Source organism: Nostoc sp. DedQUE05, from assembly GCF_034530955.1.
In the GTDB taxonomy this organism is placed as follows: domain Bacteria; phylum Cyanobacteriota; class Cyanobacteriia; order Cyanobacteriales; family Nostocaceae; genus Nostoc.
The window spans coordinates 174462-187561 of record NZ_JAVRCB010000002.1; the positions used below are offsets into that span (position 1 = coordinate 174462).

The 13100-nt window shown below is 42.5% G+C and carries 10 protein-coding genes; all 10 read right to left on the reverse strand.

The features are described from left to right. Positions 1-303: 303 nt before the first annotated feature. Positions 304-1167, reverse strand: coding sequence for a TauD/TfdA family dioxygenase (locus tag RMZ42_RS02910; RefSeq protein WP_322669980.1), 864 nt, complete (start codon positions 1165-1167; stop codon positions 304-306). A gap of 38 nt (positions 1168-1205) precedes the next feature. Then, a complete protein-coding gene (locus RMZ42_RS02915; RefSeq protein ID WP_322669981.1) occupies positions 1206-2312 on the reverse strand; it encodes an aliphatic sulfonate ABC transporter substrate-binding protein in 1107 nt (368 codons plus the stop codon). A gap of 361 nt (positions 2313-2673) precedes the next feature. After that, positions 2674-3675: an aliphatic sulfonate ABC transporter substrate-binding protein gene (locus RMZ42_RS02920; RefSeq protein WP_322669982.1), complete on the reverse strand. Its 1002-nt coding sequence runs from the start codon at positions 3673-3675 to the stop codon at positions 2674-2676. A gap of 496 nt (positions 3676-4171) precedes the next feature. Then, entirely contained in the window at positions 4172-4993 is an 822-nt protein-coding gene (locus tag RMZ42_RS02925) for a class I SAM-dependent methyltransferase (protein ID WP_322669983.1), read from the reverse strand. Between the two features lie 62 nt (positions 4994-5055). Next, positions 5056-6237, reverse strand: a complete 1182-nt coding sequence (locus RMZ42_RS02930) for an acyl-CoA dehydrogenase family protein (RefSeq protein ID WP_322669984.1) — start codon at positions 6235-6237, stop codon at positions 5056-5058. 279 nt (positions 6238-6516) lie between these two features. After that, positions 6517-7998, reverse strand: coding sequence for an amidohydrolase family protein (locus tag RMZ42_RS02935; protein ID WP_322669985.1), 1482 nt, complete (start codon positions 7996-7998; stop codon positions 6517-6519). A 108-nt stretch (positions 7999-8106) separates the two neighbouring features. Then, positions 8107-9594 carry an amidohydrolase family protein gene (locus RMZ42_RS02940; protein ID WP_322669986.1) on the reverse strand — a complete coding sequence of 496 codons (1488 nt, stop codon included), beginning with the start codon at positions 9592-9594 and terminating at the stop codon, positions 8107-8109. A 268-nt stretch (positions 9595-9862) separates the two neighbouring features. Then, on the reverse strand, positions 9863-10921 hold the full coding sequence (locus RMZ42_RS02945; protein ID WP_322669987.1) for an ABC transporter substrate-binding protein: 1059 nt from the start codon (positions 10919-10921) through the stop codon (positions 9863-9865). 161 nt (positions 10922-11082) lie between these two features. Next, positions 11083-11412, reverse strand: a complete 330-nt coding sequence (locus RMZ42_RS02950) for a ferredoxin family protein (RefSeq protein ID WP_322669988.1) — start codon at positions 11410-11412, stop codon at positions 11083-11085. Next, entirely contained in the window at positions 11409-13076 is a 1668-nt protein-coding gene (locus RMZ42_RS02955) for an FAD-binding protein (protein ID WP_322669989.1), read from the reverse strand. The genes RMZ42_RS02950 and RMZ42_RS02955 overlap by 4 nt, the downstream gene beginning before the upstream one ends. Positions 13077-13100: the final 24 nt, after the last annotated feature.

Sequence of the window (13100 nt, forward strand, 5' to 3'; positions counted from 1 at the left end):
AAATAATTTTTACTATTTTTGATTTCCAAGCATAGAGTATGATATTTAGACAAGTTTTATTGGTCAAAAGTCCAGAATAACTCTTGACTTTTGACCAATAAAAGGTATATTTAAACGCCCATCAACTCAATCTTCTGAGAGGATGTCTGAGAAGTATTCAATATTTCGCTTGATCCCCCCTAGCCCCCCTTTTTAAGGGGGGAACTGGAATCAAAGTCCCCCTTTTTAAGGGGGATTTAGGGGGATCTACAAGTCTCGAATATAACACCAAAAAGTTTTCAGACATCCTCTGAGCTATAAATCCTAAAAGGGACGACTACCTGCAAGGCTAACCCGCTTTAATACTCGTCGCTCATTCGGATCGAATGCTTGACGATAATGTAAGGTAGCTTGATTATCCCAGTAGACAATATCGCCTACAGACCATTTGTGTTCGTAGTAGAACTTGGGTTGATTTAGATGTTGTCTCAACTGTTCAATCAGTTTAGATCCTTCTTCCGGCTCTAACCCGACAATTTCCACTTCTGTGGCAGCATCCAAGTAAAGATGCTTTTTCCCACTCTCTGGATGGGTTCTAACTAAAGGATGGGGAAAGATCGGACTGATTAAAGGAATAGTTTTGTCTAAACGATACAAAGACCGGGGTGCATTCCGATCTCGCAAAAATGGGTTGTAGGTAATTAACTGCAAATCTGCAATCCGTTCTTTGGTGGCTTCATCTAATGCCTCATAAGCTAAATTGGTATTTAACCAATAAGTATCTCCACCATGAGTTGGTATTTCCAACGCATAAAGAAGCGAACCACTAGATGGGATAGGAGTCCATTTGTGATCGGAATGGAAAGTGAGTTCTCCAGTACCGGTATAGCCACCATCAACATTGGAAATCGGAATCACTACCGGAGTTTCTCCTGGTTTAGAAGCCAATACTGGAGTTTCATCAGATGGTACAAAAAGCGCGCCAAAGTATAGAGAAAAGTTCAAAAGCTGTTCATCAGAGAGCTTTTGGTCTTTGAAAATTAAGATGTGGCGATCGCGCAGAGCTGCTTTAAGTTGTAAGATAACTTCAGGTGCGATCGCTTGACTGGCATCAAGATCGGTAACTATCGCTCCCAAAGGAGCATCAATAGGCCTAATTTTAACCTTTGTCAAAGTCGAGGTAGACATCAATATTCTCCTGAATTTTAGTTTTTTCTTGGGAATAACTACTTATTCGCTAGAACCTCTGAAGGAGTAATTTTGGCGTACTCTTCAGGTGTCAAAAAACCGTCTCTAACATTTACCTTCTTGGGGATAAGCCCTAAGCTGTACCACTTATCTGCAACTTCCTGTTGTTTAGTAATAGTTTTATCAGTGATTGGTAGCAACCCATAGTCATATTTTTTATGCATTATTTCTAGAGTTGGTGGATCTAACTGAGTTACAGGAGCAAGCAGTTGTGCAACTTCTTTGGGATGATCCTTAGTCCAAATTTCTGCCTTTTCTAGTTCCTCTAGAAACACTTTGATCGCATCAGGATGAGCCTGATAAAACTGGCGTGAAGTTGAATAAAAGTTGCCAGTATCTCGCAACTTTCCACCATCTGCTAAAACACGAGCTATTTTATTTTGTACATTTCTGGTAGCAAATGGCTCCCAAATATACCAAGCATCCACCTTATTTTGACTAAATGCTGCATTTGCATCTGGCGGCGTTAAAAAAACTGATTGGACATCGCTCAGTTTTAGTCCGGCATCTTCTAAGGCTTTAACTAATAAGTAGTGACCGATAGAAGCTTTCTGGAAAGCTACTTTTTTACCCTTCAAATCGGCAACACTTTTAACAGGAGAGTTGACAGGAACTAAAAGTGAAATAGCTTTACCACTAGGGCGTGTAGTAGCTAGATAAACAAGAGGCGCTCCGGCTGCTTGTGAAAATACAGGAGGCGATTCGGCTGTAGATGCGATATCCAGTCCGTTTGCATTTAGGGCTTCTAACTGTTGTGGCCCAGCCGCAAACTCAGCCCACTGTACTTTAAAACCCAGAGGCTCTAATCGCTTTTCTAAAGAACCCTGTTTTTCTAAAACTGCTAAAGCGGAAAGTTGTTTTGAACGAACAATCCGTATTACTTGTTTCTCAGTTGATTTCTCTGTAGTGCTAGATGCAGCTACAGACTCAGGGGAAGCTGATGACTGCTGAGTGTTATTTTTGGCTTCACCACAACTCGATAAGACCGTCGATAGCATTAAGCAGTAGCCCAAAGCAAACAACAACGAACGACGCGTTGTTCTCTGGTTTTTCCTGAATTCAAACTTTCCTTTTGAAGCTGGCATAGGTTATTTTCTTTATTCTTCGAGCGGTGGTCAGAACAATTATGATTAATTGCGGTCTCAACAAGCAAAAAAACTTTTGTTTATTAATAATATAGTTGAAAACTAGACTAGTTAAATATTTTTTTAACTGTAAACATCTATCAATAAGTCACGGTATTAGTTTACGTCAAGCTATTATCAATATTACTATTAAATTATGTTAATTTATTAACAGTAAATAAAAAATTGCATAATACTGTTGATTGTAAACAGCTATAACAGTTTGTTAAATACTTCTCAACTGCATCGAAAAAATAATCCAGTGTTTGGGTCTAAATTTGCGACTGATTGCATTCATAATTATGACTTCTCTTTTAATAAATCAACTCTTAGGTTTCCATACTGCATCTTTGATTTGAAAAGTTTTAGGAATCAGCTTTTGACTGTAGAAAAGTTCAACTACCTGCTGTTGTTCAGCGACAAATTCATCAGTTATATCAAATACCCCTAAGATAGGTCGCCTTTCTAAAGCCCATTTCCAGACTCCTGGTTCTTGTCTAGTTTGCGCTGCTAACAAATTAGCAACTTCATTGGGGTTAGCTTTAGCCCATTCTTCTACTTTTCTTTGTTCTTCCAAAATTATCTTCACTAAGTCGGGATGATTTGCAGCAAAATTGCGTGTAGCGATATAGTAAGCTCTTTGGGGAGCGACATCAGAACCTTTGGCTAGAACTCGTATTTCATTTGCTCGCTCTTTGCGAGCATAAAACGGATCGCTAGTAGGTAAAACATCAACTCTGGCACTTTCAAAAGCAACCTGACTTTCTGGAATAGTTAAGTAAACAGGTTGAATATCATTGAGAGTTAATCCAGCACTTGCTATAGCTTTCAAAAGCAAATATTGCAGAGCAGTTCCTTTTTGTATGGCAACTTTCTTACCCTTGAGTTCCGCAAGAGTTTTGATTGGTGAATCCTTACGAACAATAACTGCTTGAGCGCCTGCGTTGGAGCCAGTTGCAGCAACATAAACAATGGGATTATCACCAGCTTGAGCAAAAATTGGTGGCAGATTTCCAACGTTGCCAATATCAACACTGTTTGCAGCCATTGCTTCCATCATTGGCGGGCCGCCCCGAAATTCTATCCACTTGATAGCAATACCATCAGCAGCAAAGCGCTTTTCCAAATAGCCTTGAGCTTTAAGTAGGTTCAGACCAGGTGTACCACTCTGATGACCAATGTTGATAACCTCTATTTTTTTTGAGCTTGCAGTAGTTGGCTCAACTTGGGAACTATTGCTTTGAGTGCTTGCAGAGCTACAGCCTGTAACTAACAAGAAAGTCGTAAATGCTAGCAAAAAATAACGAGCTATATTCGCAAACAACCATGACTTTCTGTAGCTTATGAACATGATTCAATGTAATTTATCGAAGTAAGTGGATATTTTTATTTTTTATTTTGTTGGACTGAATCTTATAGAGGATTCAACTTTTAAAAATGTTATATATTAATACATTTTAGCAAAGATTGTTGGTGTAGATGATTGGTTTTTAAAGACGCGATGAATCGCGTCTCTACAAGGGGGGAGTTCAATTTTTTGTACGATTTATAGATATTTTGATCCATTTTATAAAACTATTTTTATCACATTTAGGCATCAGAGGGAACAGTTTTTTAATAAATAAAAATATTTTTTGGGAATGTCTAAAATAAAAAAGAGAGTGGGTATTACCCACCCTATAACGACTCTAGGAACTGAGAATTTAAGAGTTGAAAGGAAAAAATTTAGAAAGTGGAGTGAGTAGTACCCACTCCAAGGGGGTGCTAGTGGAAGATTGAAACTTGTGAGTGAAACTCTGTCTTATTCGCGTTCAATTTTGCTAGTGCTTCCAAGCGACTAAAATTGTAGCTTTGAGTTCTTCTGTAAAATGTCCAGACGGCTCAACTGCTAGTAGCGCTTCTCTAAGATCCTTTTCAAATGCTGGGGCGTTATCGCCATAGAAAATTTTCAGAGAGAAGGCTGTAGTGTATAAATAGCCGAGATAGCTATCGACAGTCCAAGATTTTTCAAATAGCACTTCATAGTTTTCTTGACGAGCAAAAGCTGAATTGCCAATTACAACTTCATGAGGAGGATCGAGTGGTTTACGAATGCCTTGTCCTCGTTGTCCAGTCCGGCGTTCTTCACCTAGCCATTTTTTCACTACTCCAACAGCAGCTTGCTTCCAAGGTAGATTGCTTTCCCAAGGGTTATCACCAGTCTGAAGCAGTGCTAATGCACCATCATCAGTTAACAATTCATAAAGGCGTTCAAGTACTAATTCGCGTTCCATCCAGTGGAAGGCTCTACCAATAGTGGCTAACTTAAATTTTCCTAAACTAGCGTCGATGAATTCTGCGCCTTGTTGTAACCAGGTGATATTATTTGCTCCGACTGCTGCTGCTTGCCGTTTAGCTTCTGCAATCATGTCGGGATCGGGATCGATCGCTACAACTTCCTCAAATTTGGTACGCAGACCAATTGAAATTAATCCTGGGCCAGTACCTAAATCAAGGAGTCGTCCTTGACCATTGAGATTAAATATTTCGGTTAGTTTGTCGAATACAATCGGTGGGTATTTGGTTCTATATTGAGCGTAGCCCTCTGCGGCTCCCTCAAATAAACTTGGGTCGTAGGTAGGAAGTGTTTTTAGTTGAGTCATTGGATTTTAGATTTTGGATTTTAGATTTTGGATTGTAGAGACGCAATTCATCGCGTCTTTAGCTAAGAATATTGCGTGATAACGGGTAATTCATCATTGAGTACCCAATCACCGATCGCTTTCAATTTGTAATCCACAGGATCGTGTAGAGTAAAGGTTCGTAAATCCCGCCAGTAACGGTCAAATCCATATTTGGTTGCTGTAGCGCGAGTTCCCGTAACTTCAAAGATGCGGTTGGTAATATCTATACCTACACGAGTCGCTAATGCTTTAGATGCGGAAACTGCGATCGCAACTTCTCCCCTCTCCTGATGAGTCAGTTCTACATCCTTGTCCCAGGCTGCTTGTACCTTCTCGGCTGCTTTGTCGGCTAGAGCGATCGCAGCTTGAATTTCCACCCAAAAGTCACCGTAATGATGCAGAATATATGGGTCTTGAGTCGCACTATCTACCCCTGATGTAATCCACGGTTGAGTAGTAGTTTTAGTATATTCACGAGCAGCGGCGAAGGCTCCTTTAGTAATTCCTAGATAAACATTAGTTTTTGTTAGCTGGGCAATAATTCCAAGAAAAGTTGAGAAGGCACTATCATGAGGATTTGGTGGCCCCAAAATCTCATCTTTTTCTACTAGAACATTGTTAAATGTATAACTCCCGCTATCAGTGCGACGTTGCCCAATATTATCCCAATCGTGATTAGAAACTAACCCTTCCCTGTCTTTGGGAATTATGAATATGAAGGGCAATTCTACGCCATCTTCTAAAGCGGAGAATACCCGATAATCGGCAACGGAAATACCTGTACCAAAGCTTTTAACACCATTTACCCGAAAATTCTCGCCTTCTGGGTTAATCTTCAGCCTAGTATCCTTTGTATTAATTGCATTTGCCCAAAATAAGTTATTTTTAGCAGTTTCTCTATAGTATTTTTCCTTTTGGGCTGGTGTGCCAGAAACGTGACCCAAAGCCGTTAAATTGAGATGATTACCATATAACTGACCAATTGAACCATCTGCTTTTGATAGCTTTCTGACAATTTTTAAAGCATCAATCCAAGTTGCACCAATGCCGCCATATTGCTTAGGTACAATCAGTGGCAACAAACCACTTTCACGCAGTTTATTAATTTCCTCTTCTGGAACTCCAGCTTTAGCATCCCGTTCAACTGCGGATTGAGCAAGTTCCTTGGATAGAGAAGTTGCTAGGTCAACGTAATCCTTCGGTTTTGTAATATCTAGCACCATAATCAAACCGTCCTAATAATTCGTAATTCGTAATTCGTAATTCGTAATTAAGGCAAACAAAAATGCTTATGAATATAACCAGTTTCTCTGTGAAAGTGAAACAATGTCTTGTTTCATAATTTGCGATTAGACACAGAATTTAGAGAAATGTAGAGTGGGCCTTGCCCACGCTACAAGTGAACAGAGGAAATGGAACATGGAACGTTGTAATTGTCCTTTGTCATTAGTCCTTTGTCCTTTGTCCTTTGCAAATGACTAATGACTAATGACCAATGACAGTTATTTCTTAGCCGCTAGATATTCGTTGGCAGCTTTCTCAACACCTGTACCCTTGAAGAAGTCTTGATTGAGACTGGTGTACAACTCTAAGGGATGGATTGAGAGGAAGTAGCGGAGGTCTTCTTCGGTAATGATTTCGCGTTCTGCCATTGAGTAGGCGTTGGCAGTAACGGCGGTGATATCAGGCACATCCCAGTGACCGGAATCTGAACCCAAGAAGGCTTTAACGCGATCGCCAAAGGGATTAGCGGCACGATTAAAAGCTTGAGCTACACGGGTATCATCTGATTCTGTACCGAAGTAGAAATGATTCAAGAAGCGATCGCGCACATCTTCTGGTTTCTCAATTCCCGCTAGTTCAAATTCGTCGAGTTCGCCCGGATTTTCTGGCGCTAATAATTGATGGTGAAATCCTAAACCGTCACCAATTTTATCTAAGCGTCCGTCTACAAGTTCGCCACCGTAGCGAGTATACAACTCTACTAGTGCTTCCTTGTCGATAATCGCAGGATTGTTATTTGACAACAAATGTTGTTTGTTGCGGGTTTCCCAATGCCAAATAATATCAGCGTATAGACTAGCACCCCAAGCCGAACCACCTTCTAAGAAAGCAAACTTTAATTGTGGGAAGCGGCGGGTAACTCCACCAAAGAACAGCGATTTGCATAATGCTTCGGCTGCAAAGGCAAAGTGATTAATGTGATTATACTGGGCGTTGGTGACAGAACGCTGAGTTGTCCAACCTTGGCTAGAAGCGTGAGTTGTGGGTACAACTTTCAGTTCTACGCACTTCGCCCAGAATGGATCGTAGTCATACTCGCTATCTAAACCAAAGTTATCAATCCAAACCACTTCGTTAGCAACTTCTTTGCCGTACTTTTCAAAAGCAGGAATTGGACGACGAACATAACCGGGGATTTGAATTGCTTTGAGTCCCAGAACATTCACGGCATATTCCAACTCTTCAATCCCTTCTTCGGGAGTATGTAGGGGAATGGCGGCGATGGGTGTTAATCGGTCAGAATAAGGACGGAAAATATCAGCATGGTAGGTGTTAACTGCCCGACAAACAGCCCGCCGCATTTCTTCGTTGCCGATATTCGGGGCCATTGTTGCCAAATTGGGATACACAACGGCAAAGTCTGTACCTGCTTCTTGCAAGCGTTCGTGCAACAACTTAGGCAAGCTAATGGTAGCCAAATTCAAAGTATTTTTGGTCGGACGACCCCACCAGTTAGGGCGATTAGTGCGATAAGCAAAACGTTCTTCCCAACTTTGCTTGTACCACTTAAAGCGAGAAGATCCTGGTAAATTCTCTTTGAAACGTTCAACAAGTGCAGTTCCACCAACTTGCTCTAAATAATCCAAGACTGCTGGTTCAAATTCTTGGGTATGTACATCGGTGTCAATTATCGGATAACCTAGTTTTTCCCGAATTTGAGCAGACCTGGTTTTTTGTGGGCGGTCTAGAGCGATCGTCATGATAGTTTACCCTCATCAAATGTTTATAGGGATTGGCAAAGACGCCACTAGCAAAGACGCGATAAATCGCCGTCTCTACAAAGGATTGATTATTGTACAGACGGCGATTTATCGCGTCTCTTTTGCAGCCAAAAATTCATCTGCGGTTTTCTCAACAGCCGTACCTTTGAAGAAATCACGATTGAGGCTGGTGTACAACTCCAAGGGATGAATTGACAGGAAGTATTGCAAATCTTCTTCGCTGATAATCTTTCGTTCTACCATTGAATAGGTATTAGCAGCGATCGCAGTAATATCAGGTACATCCCAATGACCGGAATCGGAACCCAAAAAGGCTTTAACACGGTCGCCATAAGGATTAGCTTTCCGGTTAAAGGCTTGAGCTACACGGGTATCATCTGATTCTGTCCCGAAGTAGAAGTGATTCAAAAAGCGATCGCGGATATCTTCTGGCTTGGTAACTCCGGCAACGGCGAATTCATCCAAATCACCTGGTTCTAGGGGAGATAATAAATCAGCGTGGAAACCTAAACCACTACCTAGCCGATCCAAACGACCATGTACTAATTCGCCACCGTAACGGGTATATAGTTCTAGCAATTCTTCGCGATCGATATTGGCGGGATTGTTATTTTCCACCAAATGGTCTTTATTGCGAGTATCCCAATGCCAAATCAAATCGGTGTACAAGCTAGCACCCCAAGCTGCACCTCCTTCCAAGAAAGCAAACTTGAGTGTGGGGAAGCGGTGAGTTACACCACCAAAAAACAGAGATTTACATAGTGCTTCCCCAGCCGATGCAAAGTGACCAATATGGTTGTATTGGTAATTGCTAATGGAACGCCGATTAATCCAGCCCATACCGGAAGAGTGGGTGGTGGGTACAACTTTCAGTTCTACACACTTCGCCCAGAAGGGATCGTAATCATATTTACTATCCAAGCCAAAAGTATCAATCCAGATGGCTTCGTTGGCTACTTCTTCGCCATACTTCTCGAAGGCGGGAATCGGGCGGCGGATATGTCCGGGAATTTGAATTGCTTTGAGTCCCAGCACTTTCACCGCATATTCCAATTCTACGATCGCCTCTTCAGGCGTATGCATGGGAATAGCGGCAATGGGTGTTAAGCGATCGCTATAAGGACGGAAAATATCAGCGTGATACGTGTTAGTTGCACGACAAACAGCCCGCCGCATTTCTTCATTACCGATGTGTGGAGCCATCGTTGCCAAGTTGGGGTACACAACGGCAAAGTCTGTACCAGCTTCTTGTAAGCGTTCGTGCAGCAACTTCGGCAAGCTAACAGTAGCTAAATTTAGGGGATCGTTAGTGGGACGAGTCCAGAAAGGAGGGCGGGCGGTGCGGTAAGTGCGACGTTCATCCCAAGATTGCTTAAACCATTTAGAACGAGATGCACCGGGTAAGTGTTCTTGAAAACGCTGTGCGATCGCAGTTCCAGCAACTTGCTCTAAATAGTCCAAGAATGCTGGGGGAAACTCTTGGGTATGTACATCGGTGTCAATAATCGGATAACCCAGTTTTTCCCGAATTTGAGCAGACTTGGTTTTTTTGGGATGTTCTAAGGCAATAGTCATAGGTTCTACCTTATTTTTCAATTGGATTGGGTAGATAGTACTGATTAAGAAGGTTGTTTACTTTCTTCTTACCAGCATTTTTTTGAAGAAGTTGGGATTTTCTTTACATATAATGTGGCGAGATTAGTAAAGATAAAATCTTGATAATCAGCTTTACCGATCATCTTCCTCTTCACAAACTTGTAGACATTAGCTGCAACAGCAATATTCATAAAATCTTCCTCTAAAGTGAGGAGTATTTTTGTGTAACAAGCTCAGACAGATAAAATTAACGAGACTGTTCTTTAGCAACCCAATCTGTTAATTTAAAGTCCGATTTTGCTAAACCCTGCGAGACTAAAAATTTCTTTGTTCCCTCTAAAAGTTTCACTCCGTCGGCTGGTAATGGTTCTTCTGAAACCTGTTTGAGTGGGTACGATACTTTAATAATATCGATAGGGTATTTAGTAGTTTGAGCGTGATACTGATAATATTCTTCAGAATTAGCTTTTAAATCCTTAGCTGCTTCTGTGAGAATTGCATTAAATTTCTGCGGAAAATCAGGCTGTTTCGCCAAAAAGCTTTCGGTTGCGACAACTAATGATGTCCCTGACAAACCCTGATGATTTGCCGAAGAATCAATCACTGGAAACCCTTGTGATTTCAAATAAGGCCCCAAATCGCTAGAGGTTGCATAAGCTGCGACATCACCACGTTCTAAAGCCGCTTTTGCCTCAGTAGTCATTAAGTGAACAACTTTTACATCTTTGGCAATTTTAGCTTCAGCTAATAGACCCAGCAGGTATCTATGCATATAAGAGCCTTTTTGGGTAGCTATTTTTTGACCTTTCAGTTCAGCGAGCGATCGCGCACCATTTTTTTTCGCCACTAACCAGGCGGTTGTATTAAATTGAGTAATTCGCAGCAGTCGCGTTTCCTGACCCCTTGCTCTCAAAATTATGGCTGGTGTATCGCCTAAAGAACCAACATCTAGCTGTCCAGCAACAAGCGCCTCATTTAGATCCGGCCCGTTAGGAAATCTTGCAAAAGTAATGTTTTTAAATCCTGCTTTTTGCAACTCCCGATCTAAAATTCCTTTTTTCTTTGCCCAACCAAGTGGCCCTGTCGGTGCTGAACTACCTACATAACCTATACGTAGTGTAGAAATATTATTGGATGCAGCAACAGTGTTATTGACATTAACAGCCTCAATGGATTGAGCAGATTTAGTTTCGCCTTGGCTACATCCTGTAGTAACTAACAGTAGGATACAAGCCACAGAGGTTGATAATCTGGAAGTAAATTTATTTTTACTAATAGAACCTGTTACTACTGAAAACGACAGCATAACTTTTTTCTCCGCCGTACTATACGCGGTGTACAACTTTCTCTCAGACCTAACCCCCAACCCCTTCCCTAGAAGGGAAGGGGAGCAGGAATCAAAGCCTCTCTACCTGCGGGGGAGAGGAATGGAAGCGGGGTTCTAAGGATAAGTTGCACATCGCGTTACTATTTCATCTGCTTCAAAATTTGGAATGTTTCATCGGCTTTTGCTGTTGAGGTGCGTTTATGTCCCCAACCAATGTTTTCCCGGTAACTACCCAGTAGCCCTACTTCTGCCAATTCTGCCTCGTTAACTGAAGCCGTCACATCGCTTTCTGGTGCAACATAAAGAGCATCAACTGGACAATACAATTCGCACATATAACAGGTTTGGCAGTCACTCTGTCGAGCAATGGTTGGCGGCGCATCAGGTACACGGTCAAACACGTTGGTTGGACAAATATTCACGCAGATATTACATTTTATGCACCGCGATTCGCTGACCAACTCAATCACACTGCTGCTCCTATTTTGGATTTTAGATTTTGGACTTCGACTTCGCTCAGTCGAGCGATTTTGGATTGGAAAATATCTTCTGCATTCAGTAAAGGCTGAGTTTTTACCCAGACTCGATCTAATCCGCCACTAATCAAGTGATGTTGCTGGTTAGCATCAAGTTCTGGATAGTCTTGATGTTTGTGCATACCACGAGTTTCTTTACGTTCAATGGCACTGCTGTACATCCATCGCGCTGTGGCTACCATTGCCGCAGCTTCTCGCGCCCTGGGAAGCTCTTTCTCTGATGTTACCTGGCTACTGCGAAGTTCTTGCCAAAGATGATTTAGCTTACTCAAAGACTCGGTTAAGCCTTGTTCTGTACGGAAATAGTTCTTTTCGTAGGGGAATACTTCAGCTTGGACTGCTTGAATAATTTCGTCAGTTGCTAAGGAGCGATCGCTCCCACTCTCTAATACTACCTCTCCAACACCCTTAACTTGTCGTTGAGTTTTCTGTTCTCCCAAACTACGAGCATATTCAGCAGCCGATTTCCCTGACCAATAGCCAGAAGATATTGCCCAAGCTGCATTATGACTACCACCGCCAGTAAATCCGCCACAAATCAGTTCCCGTGTAGCCGCATCTCCCGCCGCGTAGAGTCCCCGTACAGAACTGGCACAACTCTCATCGACAATCCGAATTCCTCCCGTACCACGCACAGTTCCTTCTAGGCGTAGAGTCACAGGGAAACGTTGGGTAAATGGATCGATACCTGCACGATCAAAGGGTAAAAAGAAGTTGGGCTGTGCTAAACGCATGGATGGCCGCATCGATTCTGCGGCTTTGTCTATGATGGCGTAAACTGGCTGTTGCAGTAATGTCTGGGCTATTACTGAACGTCTATGAGAACTTGCCCCTGGAATTACAGTACCGTCTTCGTAGGTGAAAGTTGCCCAATTATAAAACAGGGTTTTGGTAACTGAAGAAAAGGCGGGAGAGATGCCATAAGCATTGGAGAATTCCATACCCGACATCTCGGCTCCGGCTTCTGCCGCCATCAGATAACCATCCCCCGTCAGGACGTTGCATCCTAACGCTTTACTGAGAAATGCACAGCCACCTGTGGCGATAATTGTGGACTGCGATCGCACTATCCATTTCTCACCAGTTTGACGGTTTACACCTGTTGCACCAGCAACAGCACCATCGTCATCAACCAGTAATTCTAAGGCGGGGCTGTTGTCTAAAATCTTGACTCCAGCGCGTTGAATTTGCCGCCGCATCAGTCGCATATACTCCGGCCCTTGCAGCGATCGCCGGTAGGGTTTACCTTCATCGTCGGTAGGGAAGGGATAACCCCACTCTGCTAACTGATTGACGTTTGCATAGGTCTGATCCAGTACTCGATCCATCCAGTTGCGATCGGATAAAAACCCACCCAACGACTCCCGACTCGCCTTTGCTGTTTCTCTTGCTTCGGGATCGGGTGGCACGTACCACACACCATTTCCAGATGCAGCAGCGCATCCAGTTGTGCCGCAATATCCTTTGTCCACCAAGACAACTTTAGCTCCACTTGATGCAGCACTCCATGCCGCCCAAGTTCCAGCCGGCCCACCTCCAATCACAAGTACATCTGCTTCTAAGTCGAGTTCAAAATCGTTTGTTAACGTCTTTAGCATCTACCATTTCCCTCCATCAATAAA